This is a genomic window from Pseudomonas fluorescens group sp. PF-69 (genome assembly GCF_054481235.1).
In genome coordinates this window covers 1,275,092-1,291,843 of sequence record NZ_JBTMNC010000001.1, presented here as the reverse complement: position 1 = coordinate 1,291,843, position 16,752 = coordinate 1,275,092, and the positions used below count along the sequence as shown (strand labels likewise).

At 59.3% G+C, this 16,752-nt stretch carries 15 protein-coding genes; 6 read left to right on the top strand and 9 right to left on the bottom strand.

The window, feature by feature from the left end; genetic code table 11:
- Nucleotides 1-2: 2 nt before the first annotated feature.
- The 3 genes from ACX3YF_RS05805 to gpmI all read right to left on the bottom strand — a co-directional run bounded on the left by ACX3YF_RS05805 (nucleotide 3) and on the right by gpmI (nucleotide 4,408).
- A complete protein-coding gene (locus tag ACX3YF_RS05805; RefSeq protein ID WP_288100902.1) occupies nucleotides 3-1,322 on the bottom strand; it encodes a S41 family peptidase in 1,320 nt (439 codons plus the stop codon).
- A gap of 31 nt (nucleotides 1,323-1,353) precedes the next feature.
- Nucleotides 1,354-2,649, bottom strand: coding sequence for a murein hydrolase activator EnvC family protein (locus ACX3YF_RS05800; RefSeq protein WP_458973523.1), 1,296 nt, complete (start codon nucleotides 2,647-2,649; stop codon nucleotides 1,354-1,356).
- Between the two features lie 229 nt (nucleotides 2,650-2,878).
- The gene (gene gpmI / locus ACX3YF_RS05795; protein WP_130207383.1) at nucleotides 2,879-4,408 is read right to left on the bottom strand and encodes a 2,3-bisphosphoglycerate-independent phosphoglycerate mutase; all 1,530 of its coding nucleotides are present in this window, start codon (nucleotides 4,406-4,408) and stop codon (nucleotides 2,879-2,881) included.
- A gap of 153 nt (nucleotides 4,409-4,561) precedes the next feature.
- Here gpmI and ACX3YF_RS05790 point away from each other — a divergent pair, with 153 nt between their 5' ends.
- Genes ACX3YF_RS05790 through secB form a run of 3 tightly spaced genes read left to right on the top strand, consistent with a single transcriptional unit; the run spans nucleotide 4,562 to nucleotide 5,773 of the window.
- Nucleotides 4,562-4,975, top strand: coding sequence for a rhodanese-like domain-containing protein (locus ACX3YF_RS05790; RefSeq protein WP_454837675.1), 414 nt, complete (start codon nucleotides 4,562-4,564; stop codon nucleotides 4,973-4,975).
- A 1-nt stretch (nucleotide 4,976) separates the two neighbouring features.
- Nucleotides 4,977-5,231 carry a glutaredoxin 3 gene (gene grxC, locus ACX3YF_RS05785; protein WP_008149430.1) on the top strand — a complete coding sequence of 85 codons (255 nt, stop codon included), beginning with the start codon at nucleotides 4,977-4,979 and terminating at the stop codon, nucleotides 5,229-5,231.
- A 56-nt stretch (nucleotides 5,232-5,287) separates the two neighbouring features.
- Complete coding sequence (secB, locus tag ACX3YF_RS05780; RefSeq protein ID WP_090328053.1) at nucleotides 5,288-5,773, top strand: protein-export chaperone SecB; 486 nt, start codon at nucleotides 5,288-5,290, stop codon at nucleotides 5,771-5,773.
- Between the two features lie 108 nt (nucleotides 5,774-5,881).
- On the opposite strand, the gene trmL is transcribed toward secB, so the two are convergent.
- The gene (gene trmL, locus ACX3YF_RS05775) at nucleotides 5,882-6,337 is read right to left on the bottom strand and encodes a tRNA (uridine(34)/cytosine(34)/5-carboxymethylaminomethyluridine(34)-2'-O)-methyltransferase TrmL (protein ID WP_130207381.1); all 456 of its coding nucleotides are present in this window, start codon (nucleotides 6,335-6,337) and stop codon (nucleotides 5,882-5,884) included.
- On the opposite strand from trmL, the gene ACX3YF_RS05770 reads away from it, so the two are divergent.
- Nucleotides 6,336-6,776 carry a hypothetical protein gene (locus tag ACX3YF_RS05770; protein ID WP_458973522.1) on the top strand — a complete coding sequence of 147 codons (441 nt, stop codon included), beginning with the start codon at nucleotides 6,336-6,338 and terminating at the stop codon, nucleotides 6,774-6,776. The two genes, trmL and ACX3YF_RS05770, sit on opposite strands and share 2 nt — an antisense overlap.
- A gap of 600 nt (nucleotides 6,777-7,376) precedes the next feature.
- Here the strand turns inward: ACX3YF_RS05770 and ntrC are convergent.
- The 4 genes from ntrC to glnA all read right to left on the bottom strand — a co-directional run bounded on the left by ntrC (nucleotide 7,377) and on the right by glnA (nucleotide 12,336).
- A complete protein-coding gene (gene ntrC, locus ACX3YF_RS05765) occupies nucleotides 7,377-8,813 on the bottom strand; it encodes a nitrogen regulation protein NR(I) (RefSeq protein ID WP_047536349.1) in 1,437 nt (478 codons plus the stop codon).
- Nucleotides 8,810-9,895 (bottom strand): nitrogen regulation protein NR(II), encoded by a 1,086-nt coding sequence (gene glnL / locus ACX3YF_RS05760; RefSeq protein ID WP_047536351.1) that lies wholly within the window; start codon nucleotides 9,893-9,895, stop codon nucleotides 8,810-8,812. Before glnL ends, ntrC begins: the two co-directional genes overlap by 4 nt.
- A 315-nt stretch (nucleotides 9,896-10,210) precedes the next feature.
- A complete protein-coding gene (locus ACX3YF_RS05755; RefSeq protein ID WP_130207375.1) occupies nucleotides 10,211-10,720 on the bottom strand; it encodes a DUF4124 domain-containing protein in 510 nt (169 codons plus the stop codon).
- 209 nt (nucleotides 10,721-10,929) lie between these two features.
- Nucleotides 10,930-12,336, bottom strand: coding sequence for a type I glutamate--ammonia ligase (glnA, locus tag ACX3YF_RS05750; protein WP_056852215.1), 1,407 nt, complete (start codon nucleotides 12,334-12,336; stop codon nucleotides 10,930-10,932).
- Nucleotides 12,337-12,664: 328 nt separating this feature from the next.
- On the opposite strand from glnA, the gene thiI reads away from it, so the two are divergent.
- Entirely contained in the window at nucleotides 12,665-14,119 is a 1,455-nt protein-coding gene (thiI, locus tag ACX3YF_RS05745) for a tRNA uracil 4-sulfurtransferase ThiI (protein WP_458973521.1), read from the top strand.
- A gap of 139 nt (nucleotides 14,120-14,258) precedes the next feature.
- The gene (gene typA, locus ACX3YF_RS05740) at nucleotides 14,259-16,079 is read left to right on the top strand and encodes a translational GTPase TypA (protein ID WP_090465730.1); all 1,821 of its coding nucleotides are present in this window, start codon (nucleotides 14,259-14,261) and stop codon (nucleotides 16,077-16,079) included.
- Nucleotides 16,080-16,291: 212 nt separating this feature from the next.
- Here typA and ACX3YF_RS05735 read toward each other — a convergent pair whose 3' ends face one another.
- Complete coding sequence (locus ACX3YF_RS05735; protein WP_189340407.1) at nucleotides 16,292-16,732, bottom strand: YkgJ family cysteine cluster protein; 441 nt, start codon at nucleotides 16,730-16,732, stop codon at nucleotides 16,292-16,294.
- Between the last annotated feature and the right edge of the window lie 20 nt (nucleotides 16,733-16,752).

Genomic DNA, 16,752 nt, shown 5'->3' with positions numbered 1-16,752 from the left:
CCTCAACGGCCGGACGTAATGCTCAGCCCTTTGAGCAGGCTCAGGGCCTGGGCCAGTTGGTAATCATCGTCCTGCGGCATCGGCTTGGCCTTGCCGCTGGAACCGGTCGGCTTGTCGGCGCCGCCGTTGCCATTGCCCAGGTGGCCTTGCAGGTCGGCTTCCTTGAAGTACTCGCCGTCCTGCTCGTTGGTGATCTTGGCCTTGCGCACCTCGATGTCCGGCACGATGCCCTGCGCCTGGATCGAGCGGCCGTTCGGCGTGTAGTACAGCGCCGTGGTGATCTTCAGCGCGCGGTCGTTGTTCAGCGGCAGCACGGTTTGGACCGAGCCTTTGCCGAAACTGGTGGTGCCCATCAGAACGGCGCGTTTCTGATCCTGCAGGGCACCGGCGACGATTTCCGACGCCGAGGCGCTGCCGCCGTTGATCAGCACGACCATTGGCACGGCTTCGCTTTCGTCTTTGCCGGTGGCCGAGAAGCGCAGTTCGGAGTTGGCGATACGTCCCTTGGTGTAGACGATCAGGCCTTTGGTGATGAAGTGGTCGACCACTTCCACCGCCGCTTGCAGCACGCCGCCGGGGTTGTTGCGCAGGTCGAGAATGATGCCGTTGAGCTTCTTGCCGTTGTCCTTGCGCAGCTTGGCCAGGGCCTTGGAGACCTCTTCACCGGTCTTGACCTGGAACTGGGTGATGCGGATATAGCCGTAGCCGGACTCCAGCAACTGGCTCTTCACGCTCTTCACCTGAATGATGGCGCGGGCCAGGGTCACGTCGAACGGCGTACCGCCATCACGAACCAGGGTCAGGGTGATTTTCTGGCCGATCTTGCCGCGCATCTTGTCCACGGCTTCGGTCATGCTCTGGCCGCGAGTCGGCTGGCCATTGATCTTGACGATGAAGTCGCCGGCCTGGATGCCAGCCTTGGAGGCCGGGGTGTCATCGATGGGCGATACCACCTTGATGAAGCCGTCTTCGGCGCCGACTTCGATGCCCAGGCCGCCGAATTCGCCGCTGGTGCTTTCCTGCAGTTCGGCGAAGTCTTCCGGGCCCAGATAGGCGGAGTGCGGATCAAGGTTGCTGAGCATGCCCTTGATGGCGTTTTCCAACAGGGTCTTGTCGTCTACCGGCTCGACATAAGCGGCTTTGATCCGATCCATGACCTCGGCAAAGGTGCGCAACTCTTCCAGAGGCAATGGCGCCTTGGTGGTCGCAGCGGTGCCAGCAGGCGCGACGGCCGGGGCCGGTTGAGCGGCAAACGCCAACGGCGCGCCGATCACCAGGGCGATCGTCAGGGCCAGCGAGGTAAGGCGGGACAAATGCAGCATGTCGAACGAACTCCTGAATTAGGCGGCACGCTTATCCTTGCGCGCGGCACCATTGCGCCGGGTCACTCGGGTGACCCTGCTGACGAATAGCAAAATACAGCGCTGGTGTGTCCTGCCCGCCACTGTTACCGACAGTGGAGATGGACTCACCGGCTTTTACCACGTCACCCGCAGACTTGAGCAGCGTCTGGTTGTGACCGTAAAGACTCAAAAAACCGTTGCCGTGGTCGAGAATCACCAGCAACCCGGCACCGCGCAACCAGTCGGCGAAGACGACGCGACCGCCATGCACCGCGTGCACCGCGCTGCCGGCGGAGGCGCCGATCATCACGCCATCCCACTTGGTCCGGGCATCGTCGCCACGGCTTTCACCGAAGCGCGCCAACAGTCGACCGTCGACAGGCCAGGGAAGTTTGCCTCGGGTTGACGCAAATGGACCGCCAAAAGTCTCGCCTGAACTGGAGACCAGTGCGCCAGGTGTCGATTTAACGGGTTTGCGTGGGGCGTCGTCGGTGGCTTCTGCCTGTGCCTGGGCCTCACGTAAACGCTTTTTTTCGGCTTCCTGCTGGGCTATCAGCGCTTTTTGCCGCGCTTCTTCAGCCTCACGAGCCTGGCGGGCCAGGGTTTCCTCGATGGTTTTAAGGACTTTAGACAGGTCTGCCTGATCCTGCTCGCGGGCGGCCAGTTTCTGGTCGCGCGCCTTGACGTCGTCATTGAGCTTGGCCAGGGCTTGCTGGCGCTCCTGGCGAACCTTCTCGAGTTCGCCGCGCTGGGTTTCCAGGCTGCTTTGCTGCACCAGCAATTGCGCTTGCTGGGAGGCGATGTCCTTTTCGACATTGGCCAGCTGGCGCAGGGTTTCGTTGAAGTTCTTCAGCTGTTCCAGGCGGGCCTGGCTCAGGTAGTCGTAATAGGTGAGGGTGCGGGCGAATTTCTCGGGGTTCTGCTGGTTGAGCAGCAGCTTGAGATACTCCTGACGGCCATTCTGATAGGCCGCGCGGGCCTGGATGGCGATCAGTCGTTGCTGTTCAGTGCGCGCGCTCTGGAGTTTTTTTTTCTCTGCATCGAGTCGCTGCAGCTCGGATTCGCTCTTCTTCAGCTCTTTTTGCAGGGCTTCGACCTGCTTCTCGAGCTTGCCCATTTCGGTCTCGGTGCCTTTCAGATCTTTCTGGATACCGGATTTTTCTTCCTGCAACTTGCCCAGCAGTTTTTTCAGCTCGGCAATGTCCTGGCGCGTAGCGTCCAGCTGCTGTTGGGTTTGCGCGCGCTCGTCAGCAAAGGCCGGTTGGAGCAGGCAAGTCAGAGCGAGGGCTATCAGGACGCGAAGCATAGAGGCGGGCGACACCAGGGAAAGGGACGGCCTAGTATGCCCGCCCCACGCTGCAAAAAAAACGCCCAATTGGGGTTGTGTGATAACTGGCCCGGAAAACACTACAAACTAATGTGGGAGCGAGCCTGCTCGCGATTGCATCGGTACATTCAACATGGGTGTTGGATGTCAGATTGCTATCGCGAGCAGGCTCGCTCCCACGGGGTTTTGCAGGGTTTGAACGGGTGGATTACACCAAAATGGAAGTTCCGGTCATTTCCGCCGGTTTTTCCAGGCCCAGCAGTTTCAGCATGGTCGGGGCCACATCCGCCAGCACGCCGCCTTCGCGAACCTTCAGGTCGCGCTTGCCAACATAAATGAACGGCACCGGCTCGGTGGTGTGCGCGGTGTGCGCCTGGCCGGTGGATTCATCGGACATCTGCTCGACATTGCCGTGGTCGGCGGTGATCAGCGCTTCGCCACCGACTTTTTCCAGGGCTTCGACGATACGGCCGACGCACTGATCCAGGCATTCAACGGCTTTTACCGCCGCCTCGAACACGCCACTGTGGCCAACCATGTCGCCGTTGGCGTAATTGACGACGATCACGTCATAACGCTGGTGTTCGATGGCATCGACGATGCGATCGGTCACTTCCGGCGCGCTCATCTCTGGCTGCAAGTCATAAGTGGCGACTTTCGGCGACGGAATCAGGATGCGCTCTTCGCCCGGGAACGGTTCTTCGCGACCACCGGAAAAGAAGAAGGTCACGTGGGCGTATTTTTCGGTTTCAGCGATGCGCAGCTGAGTCTTGCCGTTCTTCGCCAGGTAATCGCCCAGCACGTTTTCCAGGCTGCCGGCGGCGAAGGCGGCTGGCGCGGGGATGCTGGCCGCGTATTGGGTCAGCATCACGAAGCCGGCCAGTTTTGGCTGGCGCGCGCGCTCGAACTCCTTGAAGTCATCTTCAACGAAAACCCGGGTCAGCTCGCGGGCGCGGTCGGCGCGGAAGTTCATGAAGACAACGGCGTCGCCGTCTTCGACTTTCACCGGTTCACCAATGGAGGTGGCCTTGACGAACTCGTCGCTCTCGCCACGCTCGTAGGCGGCTTGCAGGCCTTCCTGGGCGGTGGCGGCGTTGAATTCGCCCTGGCCATCGACAATCAGGTTGTAGGCCTGGGATACGCGGTCCCAGCGGTTGTCGCGGTCCATGGCGAAATAACGACCGATGAGGCTGGCGATGCGGCCCTTGCCCAGCGCCTGGAAAGCGGCGTCCAGCAGTTCGATCGACGATTGCGCACTTTTCGGTGGGGTATCGCGGCCATCGAGGAAGGCGTGCAGGTAGATTTTTTCCGCACCGCGCTTGGCGGCCAGTTCAGCCATGGCGACCAGGTGATCCTGGTGGCTGTGTACCCCGCCATCGGACAGCAGGCCCATGAAATGCACGGCTTTACCGGCGGCAACGGCTTTGTCCACGGCGGCGCAGATGGTCGGGTTCTCGAAGAACTCACCGTCGCGGATCGATTTGGTCACGCGAGTGAAGTCCTGGTACACCACGCGGCCGGCGCCGAGGTTCATGTGGCCGACTTCGGAGTTACCCATCTGGCCATCCGGCAGGCCGACGTCCATGCCGCTGCCCGAGATCAGGCCATTCGGCGCGGTGGCCCACAGGCGGTCGAGCACGGGCTTCCTGGCGGCATAGATGGCATTGCCTTCCTGGCTTTCACTGTGACCGAAGCCGTCGAGAATCATCAGGACCAAAGGTTTAGGCGTGGTAGTCATGGAATCCACTCGTGGCTGAGATAAAAAGGGGTGATGGAAAAGGGAGTGGCAGTTTAAAGCGAAGTTCCTGCGGCGTCACCGCCGGACGGGGTTTGGCCCACCTTGGTGGCTGTGTATACTGGCCGACATTTTAACGCCCTGGAACCTCCTTCGATGGTTGCTCACCTGATTGAATTTGCCACTAACCACTACATTCTCGTCGGTATCTTCGTCGTACTGGCAGCCCTGCTGTTGGCCTATCAAATGCAGGGCGGCGGCCGTAGCCTGAGCACCGGTGAACTGACCGCACTGGTCAACAAGGACGCCGGCGTGGTGGTCGACATCCGTCCGAGCAAGGATTTCGCCGCCGGTCACATCGTGGGCGCGGTGAACATTCCCCAGGACAAACTGGTCGCCCGCATCGGCGAGCTGGAAAAACACAAGGCCAAGACCATCATTCTGGTCGACGCCCTGGGCCAGACCGCCGGCACTCACGCTCGCGAGCTGATGAAATCCGGCTTCACCGCCGCCAAGTTGTCCGGTGGCGTTTCCAGCTGGAAAGCCGACAACCTGCCGCTGGTGAAGTGATATGAGCAACGTCGTCGTCTATTCCAGCGATTACTGCCCTTATTGCTCGCGAGCCAAGTACCTGCTCGAGAACAAAGGCGTGGCCTTCGAAGAGATCAAGGTCGATGGCAAGCCGCAGGTGCGTGCCGCGATGGCTCAGAAAGCCGGACGTACGTCCGTGCCACAGATCTGGATCGGCAGCACCCACGTTGGCGGTTGTGATGATTTGTTCGCCCTTGAGCGCGCCGGCAAGCTCGACGCGATGCTCAAGGCCTGACTGCTGTATTCAAAACAAGCAAACCTAAAAGACCCCTGGATCAAGAAGGATCTGCGATGACTGACCAACAGAACACTGCTGCGAACGAAGAAGAAACTGCACCGCAATTCTCCTTGCAGCGCATTTATGTCCGTGACCTGTCCTTCGAAGCCCCGAAAAGCCCGGCGATCTTCCGCCAGCAGTGGGAGCCGAGCGTCGGTCTGGACCTGAATACCCGTCAAAAGGCTCTGGAAAACGATTTCCATGAAGTCGTGCTGACCCTGTCGGTCACCGTGAAAAACGGTGACGAAGTGGCGTTCATCGCTGAAGTGCAACAGGCCGGGATCTTCCTGATCAAGAACCTGGACGACGCTTCGATGAGCCACACCCTCGGCGCATTCTGCCCGAACATCCTGTTCCCGTATGCTCGCGAAACCCTGGACAGCCTGGTGACCCGTGGGTCGTTCCCGGCCCTGATGCTGGCTCCGGTGAACTTCGACGCGCTGTACGCACAAGAGCTGCATCGCATGCAGGCGGCTGGCGAGACGCCAACTGTTCAATAAGCTGCGCTGCTGATAATCGCGGGCAAGCCCGCTCCCACAGGTTTTGCACAATCCTGTGGGAGCGGGCTTGCCCGCGATTGTTTCTGTCAGGCGAAAAAGATGCTCAGGTTACTTGAAGCCGTTCTGCCGCCAAGCCTCGTACACGGCCACGGCTACGGTGTTGGACAGGTTCAGGCTGCGGCAGCCTTCGCGCATCGGCAGGCGCAGGCGTTGTTCGGCGGGCAGGGCGTCCAGTACTTCGGCGGGCAGGCCACGGCTTTCCGGACCGAACAGGAACGCATCGCCTTCGACGAAGCTGGCATCGTGGAACGGCCGCGAACCCTTGGTGGTGAAGGCGAACACTCGCGGATGGCCGAGGCTTTCCAGGCAGCTCGCGAGGTCTGCGTGGCGTTGCAGGGTGGCATACTCGTGATAGTCGAGGCCGGCCCGGCGCAGTCGCTTGTCGTCCATCTCGAAGCCCAGCGGTTCGATCAAATGCAGGTGGCAGCCGCTGTTGGCGCACAGCCTGATAACGTTGCCGGTATTCGGCGGAATTTCCGGTTGGAAGAGGATGACGTGAAACATGCACGGCTCCGAAGGTAAAGATGAGCGGCATTCTACGCCGCAACCCGACCCTCGTTCGAAACTATTCCCGCGCGTGATGGTTTCGCTGGCGATTGTCGGGGTGATGGTCGGGATGATGATCGGTCGCCTGACCACGCCCGACCCCAGCGAACTGCAGCAGGTCGAAGTGATGGAGAACGGGCTGGTGGTCTGGTTCAACAATGAACCCAAGGTCCATGGCGAGATCGTCGATGGCAGTATCGCGTTGTTGTTCGAAGCCGAAGGCAAGGTGCAAAAGGGTCAGCTCAAGCTCAACGGCAAGGACGTGAACTGGCGAACGCGTTTGAGTGATGGGGGGTTGTTGCTGACGCTGGTAGCGGCCCGGCCCCTGCAGGGCGACTGGGCTGGAAGCGAGGTTGACGACCGCTGGCGGCTGGAGATCCATCTCCGAGAGCAATAAAAGAGGGAATCCCCGGCCTGCCTGTACCAAGGTTCCCAAAACGGGAGGGTTCGCGCCTTGCGTCGTGAGCCCGATGTAAAGGGGGAATCCCCGGCCTGCCTGTACCAAGGTTCCCAAAACGGGAGGGTTCGCGCATTGCATCGTGAACCCGGTGTAAAGAAGGAATCCCCGGCCTGCCTGTACCAAGGACCCCAAAACGGTGGCTCGTCGCAAGTGCGGTGTGAGCCCGGTGTAAAGAGGGGAATCCCCGGCCTGCCTGTACCAAGGTCCCCGAAACTGGGTAGTGAACTGAATCACTGAATGGACTATTGCAGGGGGCGTGCCAGGTTTTAATATTTGGTAATTAATAAGCACATCAGAACGACGAAAGCTCCGTAGAACGGGGCTTTCGTGTTTTTGCAGACGGGTTTTTCTTGCGGTTTAGGGCGGGCTGATGGATCAGATGCTGTGCGCGATTGCGGTTCACGGTGCATTCAGTCGGTGCATTGCGCCCCCAAAAAGCATCGCGGGCAAGCCCGCTCCGACAGGATGGGTGCAGAACCTGTGGGAGCGGGCTTGCCCGCGATTGGATGTAACGGTCAGCGCAAAGTCAAAGGCTATTCAGCCCTCATCCCCCTCATCATCATCCCCGCCATCGACCTTCATCCCCAGCTCCTTGATCTTGCGAGTCAGGGTGTTGCGACCCCAGCCCAGCAACACGGCGGCGTCGCGACGACGGCCGGCGGTGTGCTTGAGGGCGGTCTCGATCATGATCCGTTCGAACGCCGGCACCGCGCTGTCGAGCAGGCTCGACTGGCCACGCGCCAGCGCCTGATCAGCCCATTGGCGCAGCGCCTGCTCCCAATTGGTCACCGGTGCCGAATCCTGAGGCAGGCTCAGCAGCTCTGGCGGCAAGTCGCCGATGTGCACTTCGCGGCCTGACGCCATGACGGTGATCCAGCGGCAAGTGTTCTCCAGCTGACGCACGTTGCCCGGCCACGGCAGGTTTTTCAGGTATTCCTCGGTTTCGTTTTTCAGCAGCTTCGGCTCGACGGCCAGCTCCTGCGCGGCGCGGCTGAGGAAGTGCTTGGCCAGGGTCGGGATGTCTTCGCGACGGTCCGACAGGCGCGGAATGTGGATGCGGATCACGTTGAGGCGGTGGAACAAGTCCTCACGGAATTTCCCGGCGTGCACCAGGGTTTCCAGATTCTGGTGCGTTGCGGCGATGATTCGCACATCGACCTTCACCGGCACGTGACCACCGACGCGATAGAACTCGCCATCGGCCAAGACCCGCAGCAGCCGAGTCTGGGTGTCGGCCGGCATATCGCCGATTTCATCGAGGAACAGCGTGCCGCCGTCCGCCTGCTCGAAACGCCCGCGCCGCAGGTTGGCCGCGCCGGTGAAGGCGCCTTTCTCGTGGCCGAACAGCTCGGATTCCATCAGGTCTTTGGGGATCGCCGCCATGTTCAGCGCAATGAACGGCGACGCCGCGCGCGGACTGTGACGGTGCAGGGCGTGGGCCACCAGTTCTTTACCGGTACCCGATTCGCCATTGATCAGCACGGTGATGTTGGAGTGGCTCAAGCGCCCGATGGCGCGAAACACTTCCTGCATCGCCGGCGCTTCGCCGATGATTTCCGGGGTGCGGGTCAGGGTCGGGGCGACTTCGAGTCCTTGCTGTTCCTGGGCGTGCTGGTTGGCGCGCTTGACCAGGGACACCGCCTCGTCGACATCGAACGGCTTTGGCAGGTATTCGAACGCACCGCCCTGGTAGGACGCGACAGCGCTGTCCAGATCGGAGTGCGCGGTCATGATGATCACCGGCAGCCGTGGGTGTTGTTCGCGAATCCGTGCCAGAAGGTCCAGGCCGCTGGCGCCTGGCATGCGGATGTCGGAGATGATCACGTCCGGCTGCTGGCGAGCCAGGCGGCTCATCACGCCATCGGCGCTGTCGAAGCTTTGCGTGGTCATGCCTTCTTGCTGCAAGGCTTTTTCCAGGACCCAACGGATAGAACGGTCGTCATCGACGATCCACACGGTTTCACTACGGCTCATGTCGATGTGGCTCCTTGTTCCAGTGGCAGAAAGATCGAGAAAGTGGTGTGGCCCGGGTGGCTGTCACACTCGATCAGGCCCTGGTGCTGGCTGATGATGTTCTGGGTAATGGACAGGCCCAGCCCGGTACCGTCCGGACGGCCGCTGACCATGGGAAAGAAAATGGTTTCCTGTAGTTCCGCAGGAATGCCCGGGCCGTTGTCGATGATTTCGATCTTGGTTACCAGACGATGGCGTACGTGGCCGATGGTGAATTGGCGCATGGCACGGGTGCGCAGCGTGATGCGGCCCAGGCGCAGCTCGTTCTGGCTGCTGATCGCTTGCATTGCGTTACGCACGATGTTCAGCACGGCCTGAATCATTTGCTCGCGGTCGATCAGGACGTCCGGAATGCTTGGGTCGTAATCGCGCACCAATGTGATGCAGCCCTGACTTTCGGCCTCGACCAAGTGACAGACGCGCTCCAGCACTTCATGGATGTTGCACATGGCCAGCGACGGCAGTTTGTTGGAGCCGAGCATGCGATCCACCAGATTACGCAGGCGATCGGCTTCTTCAATGATCACGTTGGTGTAGTCGCGCAGGCTTTCTTCCGGCAGTTCGCGAGCCAGCAATTGTGCGGCGCCACGAATCCCGCCCAGCGGATTCTTGATTTCGTGCGCCAGGCCACGCACCAGCATCTTGCTGGTTTCCTGTTTCGACAGCTGCGCTTCTTCCTTGGTGATCCGCAGCAAGCGGTCACGGGGATGGACTTCAAGCAACAGCAGGGTATCGCCATTGCTCAGGATCGGCGTGACCGCGTAGTCGACCGTCAGGGTCTGGCCGGTGAGGGCGGTGAGCATGGCTTCGCGCTTGGTGAACGGATGCGCCTGCTGCACCGCCTGGCGCAAGGAGTTCAGCGCCTCGGTGGACTCGGTGAACAGCTCGCTGATGAACTGCCCGTGGCTGCGCTGGCCGCTGATGGCCAGGAGCATTTCCGCGGCCGGGTTCATGTACTCAAGGCGCAATTCGGCATCGAGCAGGATGGTCGCCGTGGTCAGGTTGTCGAGTAGCAAGCGGTGTAGTGCGTCACTGATGGTCATTCAGGACCTCTTTTGGCGCATGAATAAAAAGCCGATGCGAGGAAACTGCAAAAACCAAACCAAGGCTCCGAAAAGAAGCGTCGAACCCCTGAAACAGGCGCTTGACGCTCGATTGCGTGGCGCTCTGCCAGCTTTTGCGGGTACTTTCGAACCAAAATGGGTTGGATTTAGACGTGAGTGCAACCATTCGCACCAATATAGTGCGCAAACCTGAACGAGGTGAGAAGAAGCTCCCAACGGACTTTTCGGTGGCAGGTTGGCCGCTGAAGACCCGATTCCGCCAACGTGAGGCGGCAAGCGATCAGTGCCAGGCGTTCAACGCTTATGCATCCGTTGCAGGGTAAAAGTCACGGTTGGGCTTTGCTGTATGACCGTATCGCCGTCGATCACTTGCACGGCGAGACGATGCTGGCCGCGATCGATATTCACCAGTTGCAGGATCGGTACGTTGCCGGGCTGGCCGTACGGTTGATCATCCAGCCATAGTCTGAGCAGATGCGTTCCTTGCAGGCGGGGCTTGATCAGCACGTTGACGTTGAAGGTGCCGTCGTTGGCGCGCAGGGCTTCGGTGGTAGGAAGACCGGTGAGTTCCAGTACCTCGTAGGCGCTCCGGGGCTGCTCGCTGGAGTGTCTCTGTGGGGATGGAGGCGCAGAGGGCGGGGGCTTAACGCTATTGATAGGCGGAAGTTCGACGGGCAGAGCCTTGACGCCATCAGGCGGTTGATTGCTGTAGGCCGTGTTGCCGTCGGCGTCGGTGTACTTGTAGATCTGCGCGGCGGCGGGCAGGGCGATCAGCAGCAGAGAGAACAGAAAACAACGACCCATGACATTGACCGCAATCGAAAACATTGGGGGGCAGCATAGGTCAGGGCGGTGGGTTGGCCCAAGTCGTTATCATTTCGGAATGAATAGCCCAAGGTTTCAGGCGTCGAAAATCCCACAGGGATTTTCATCGGCCATTGAATCGTGTGCATAAAAAAGGCCTTCCGAAGAAGGCCTCTTTTTGTCACGCCGCTTGCGCAGGCGCTACCGGATTAGCAGCTGTAGTACAGCTCGTATTCCAGTGGGTGTACGAAGGTACGAACCTTGATTTCTTCTTCGCTTTTCAGAGCGATGTAAGCGTCGATGAAGTCGTCGCTGAAAACGCCGCCTTTGGTCAGGAACGCACGACCTTTGTCCAGCTCTTCCAGGGCTTCTTTCAGGCTGCCGCAAACTTGTGGGATCTCTTTCGCCTCTTCAGGCGGCAGGTCGTACAGGTTTTTGTCAGCTGCATCGCCAGGGTGGATCTTGTTCTGGATGCCGTCCAGGCCAGCCATCAACAGTGCGGCGAACGCCAGGTACGGGTTGGCAGCCGGATCCGGGAAGCGCGCTTCGATACGGCGGGCTTTCGGGCTCGACACGTATGGAATACGGATCGAAGCGGAACGGTTGCGAGCCGAGTAGGCCAGCATTACTGGAGCTTCGAAACCTGGTACCAGACGCTTGTAGGAGTTGGTAGCCGGGTTGGTGAAGCCGTTCAGGGCCTTACCGTGCTTGATGATGCCGCCGATGAAGTACAGGGCGGTATCGGACAGGCCGGCATAGCCTTCGCCTGCGAAGGTGTTCTTGCCATCTTTCCAGATGGACATGTGTACGTGCATACCCGAGCCGTTGTCGCCGTACAGAGGCTTAGGCATGAAGGTAGCGGTACGGCCGTAGGCATCGGCAACGTTGTGCACGACGTACTTCAGGGTTTGGGTTTCGTCGGCTTTCTTCACCAGGGTGTTGAACTTGACGCCGATTTCGTTCTGGCCGGCAGTTGCCACTTCGTGGTGGTGAACTTCGACGGTCAGGCCCATTTCTTCCAGTGCGTTGCACATGGAGGTACGGATTTCGTGGTCGTGGTCGAACGGTGGAACCGGGAAGTAGCCGCCTTTGACGCCTGGACGGTGGCCCTTGTTACCGCCTTCGATGTCCTGGTCGGACATCCAGGAACCTTGTTCGGAGTAGATCTTGAACATGGAGCCGGAAATGTCGGACTTGAACTTGACCTGGTCGAAGATGAAGAACTCTGGCTCTGGACCGGCGAACACGGTGTCACCGATACCGGTGGCTTTCAGGTGCTCTTCAGCGCGCTTGGCGATCGCACGTGGGTCACGATCGTAGCCTTGCATGCTCGAAGGTTCGATGATGTCGCAGACCAGGATCAGGGTCGGCTCTTCGGTGAACGGGTCGAGAACGGCAGTGGAATCGTCCGGCATCAGGATCATGTCGGAGGCTTCGATGCCTTTCCAGCCAGAGATGGAAGAACCGTCGAACATCTTGCCGACTTCGAAGAAGTCTTCATCCAGCGCGTCGCGAGCCGGCATGGTCACGTGGTGCTGAGTGCCTTTGGTGTCCGTGAACCGCAGATCAATCCACTTGACGTCATGATCTTTGATGAGTTGAACCGACTTCGACATAGTGTCCTCCGGGTGGCTTAGGGCTGGTAGTGGATGCCCTTAAATGTTTGTGATGCCGGCGCGAATACTCTGCCAAGGCAACCTGCCTCACAAGGGAGCAAATTGCATGCCAGTGCCCCAGCATGGGTTTTTTGCCCCAATTTCACGCTTATAGAGGTGCGAGGCCTATAAAAGCTTCAATTAGCGCCCCTTAATGTGGCGCTCAAGCCTGGAAATGACCTGTTTTGGTGCGTGCAAAACCTTCTGCACATTAACTGGTTAAACCTTGAGCAATTTCCGCTATAATCCGCGCCCCCCTTTTTCGGCTGGCCCAGCGCGCGCTGTTTTCATGAAACTAATCGTAAAAGTCTTTCCCGAGATCACCATCAAGAGCCGCCCGGTACGGATGCGTTTCATCCGCCAATTGGCCAAGAACATCCGTGCCGTGCTCCGCGATCTGGACCCGGCTGTGGTGGTGAACGGTGTGTGGGACAACCTCGAGCTGGAAACCCGTGTCAGCGACCCCAAGGCCCTGAAGGAGATGGGCGAGCGCCTGAGCTGCATGCCGGGCATCGCGCACTTCCTGCAGATCGACGAATACCCGCTGGGCGATTTCGACGACATCGTCGAAAAGTGCAAGCAGCACTCCGGTGATGCACTGGCCGGGAAGATTTTCTCGGTGCGCTGCAAGCGCGCCGGCAAGCACCCATTCAGCTCGATCGATATCGAGAAATATGTCGGCAGCCAGTTGCGCCGTCAGTGCGGTGCCGCCGGGATCGACCTGAAAAAGCCGGAAATCGAAGTCCGCATCGAAGTTCGCGACCAACGGTTGTTCGTGATCCACAGCCAGCACAACGGCATCGGCGGTTATCCGCTGGGCGCGCTGGAGCAGACGCTGGTCTTGATGTCCGGCGGTTTCGACTCCACAGTCGCCGCCTACCAGATCATGCGCCGTGGCCTGATGGCCCATTTCTGCTTCTTCAACCTGGGCGGCAGGGCCCATGAACTGGGCGTTATGGAAGTCGCGCATTTCATCTGGAAGAAGTACGGCAGCTCCCAACGCGTGTTATTTGTCAGTGTGCCGTTCGAGGAAGTGCTGGGAGAAATTCTCGGTAAAGTCGATAACAGTCATATGGGCGTAGTATTGAAGCGTATGATGTTGCGCGCTGCGTCCCAAATCGCCGATCGCCTGCACATTGACGCATTGGTTACCGGTGAAGCGATTTCCCAGGTTTCGAGCCAGACACTGCCGAACCTGTCCGTGATCGACTGCGTGACCGACAAACTGGTGCTGCGCCCACTGATCGCCAGCCACAAGCAGGACATCATCGACCTGGCCAACGAAATCGGTACCGCCGACTTCGCCCGGCACATGCCGGAGTACTGCGGGGTCATTTCGGTGAATCCCAAGACGGCGGCCAAGCGCCATCGGGTGGAGCACGAAGAGAAAGAATTCGACATGGCGGTGCTTGAGCGTGCGCTCGAGAACGCCAAGCTGGTGCCGATCGATCGCGTGATCGATGAATTGGGCCAGGACGTTCAGATTGAAGAAGTCAGCGAAGCGCTGGCCGGTCAGATCGTGATCGACATCCGCCACCCGGATGCCGCCGAGGATGACCCGCTGGAACTCGCTGGTATCGAGGTACAAACGATGCCGTTTTATGCTCTGAACGCTCGTTTCAAGGAACTGGACCCTACTCGCCAGTACCTGTTGTATTGCGACAAAGGCGTGATGAGTCGCCTGCATGCCCACCATTTGCTCAGTGAGGGGCATGCCAATGTGCGCGTTTATCGACCGAGCTAAGTGCCCGGGGCTGTTTGCCTGTGGCTTGCGTCACCGGCCCCCCGACGCCGCCGTCAAGCTGTAACGGCTTTCACGGACGCTACTGTTAATCGCTGCCACGACCTGTCAGCACACCGAATCCTCTGATCGAGATACACAAGTGATCGAAAATCTACGCAACATCGCCATCATTGCCCACGTTGACCATGGTAAAACCACCCTGGTAGACAAACTCCTGCGTCAATCCGGCACCCTGGAGCGCAACGAGCTCAACGACGAGCGCGTGATGGACTCCAACGACCAGGAAAAAGAGCGCGGTATTACCATTCTGGCGAAAAACACCGCCATCAACTGGAACGGCTACCACATCAACATCGTGGACACCCCGGGCCACGCCGACTTCGGCGGCGAAGTTGAACGCGTAATGTCGATGGTCGACTCCGTTCTGCTGCTGGTTGACGCTCAAGACGGCCCTATGCCGCAAACCCGTTTCGTGACCAAGAAGGCTTTCGAAGCCGGCCTGCGTCCAATCGTGTGCATCAACAAGGTTGACCGTCCAGGCGCGCGTCCGGACTGGGTTCTGGACCAGATCTTCGACCTGTTCGACAACCTGGGTGCCACCGAAGAACAGCTGGACTTCAAAGTCGTCTACGCCTCGGCCCTGAACGGTATTGCCGGTCTGGACCACAACGAAATGGCTGAAGACATGACCCCGCTGTACCAGTCGATCGTCGACAACGTACCTGCGCCGGCCGTTGACCGTGACGGTCCGTTCCAGATGCAAATCTCCGCACTGGACTACAACAGCTTCCTGGGTGTTATCGGTGTTGGCCGTATCGCTCGTGGTCGCGTCAAGCCGAACACTCCGGTCGTGGCGATCAGCGCCGACGGCAAGAAGCGTAACGGTCGTATCCTGAAGCTGATGGGTCACCACGGTCTGCACCGTGTCGACGTTGAAGAAGCCGCTGCCGGCGACATCGTGTGCATCAGCGGTATGGACGAGTTGTTCATCTCCGACACCCTGTGCCAGCTCGACACCCCGGAAGCGATGAAGCCTCTGACCGTTGACGAGCCAACCGTTTCCATGACCTTCCAGGTAAACGACTCGCCTTTCTGCGGTAAAGAAGGCAAGTTCGTGACTTCCCGTAACATCAAGGAACGTCTGGACAAAGAGCTGCTGTACAACGTTGCACTGCGCGTTGAAGAAGGCGACTCGGCTGACAAGTTCAAGGTTTCCGGCCGTGGTGAGCTGCACCTCTCGGTACTGATCGAAACCATGCGTCGCGAAGGCTTCGAAATGGCTGTAGGTCGTCCGGAAGTGATCATCCGTCTGGTTGACGGCGTGAAGCACGAACCGTACGAAAACGTGACCATCGACCTGCCGGAAGAATCCCAAGGCAAGGTGATGGAAGAGATGGGCCTGCGTAAGGGCGACCTGACCAACATGGTGCCGGATGGCAAGGGCCGTGTACGTCTGGAATACAACATCCCTGCTCGCGGTCTGATCGGTTTCCGTAACCAGTTCCTGACCCTGACCAACGGTGCTGGCATCCTGACTTCGATCTTCGACCGTTACGACGTGATGAAGTCCGGCGACATGTCCGGCCGTCAGAACGGCGTTCTGGTTTCGGTTGAAACCGGCAAGGCGCTGACCTACTCCCTGGAAACCCTGCAGGCGCGTGGCAAGCTGTTCGTTGAACACGGTCAGGAAATCTACAACGGCCAGATCGTTGGTCTGAACAGCCGTGACAACGACCTGGGCGTTAACCCTACCAAGGGCAAGAAGCTCGACAACATGCGTGCTTCGGGTAAAGACGAAACTATCGCTCTGGTTCCACCTGTTCGTTTCACCCTGGAACAGGCTCTGGAATTCATCCAGGACGACGAGCTGTGTGAAGTGACGCCTAAGTCCATCCGTCTTCGCAAGAAGATCCTGGACGAAAGCGAGCGTACCCGCGCTGCCAAGAAAGCCAAGGCGTAACATTTAGCCTGGCTCAACGAAAACGCCCCCGGTCGAAAGGCCGGGGGCGTTTTTGTTTGTCTGGATTTTTTTGCGTTGTGGGTACTGGCCTCATCGCGAGCAGGCTCGCTCCCACAGGGGGTTATGCCGTACACATGATTCATGTTCGGCACCCGTCAGTGTGGGAGCGAGCCTGCTCGCGATGAGGTCGGATCAGGCAATGAAATTCCTGATCAGAATTTCTCTAATGTCCGACTGTTGCTGGTCTCGCGCACAACTTCTTTCGGCTTGTACGCGCAATACCCCGGCCGCGGGCCGATTTTCGGGTGGTTTCGGCAGGTGTCCGGGCGCTTTTCATAAATAGTGCACAGACGGCTCTTACGATCCAGGTACAGGCAATCGTTGTTGCTCATGCGCTGAAGGGTGAAGATCTCGGACTTCTGGTTGTAGCGCTCGACGATCCCTTCCTTCTGCAGGCGCTTGGCGATGTTCTTCGGCGGGTCGCCGCGCTCGAACTCGTCGACGATGCCGATACGGATCAGATCCTTGATCTTGACCTCGACAGGCAGCGTGCAGCAGCTGGATATGCAGGAGCCGCACATCGGAGCAGAGTACTTGGCCCAGGTATCGAGTCGGTCGATCTCCGCGGCGGCGATCAGGTTCGGCTTCATCATCGGTTGTTACCAGCATGCAT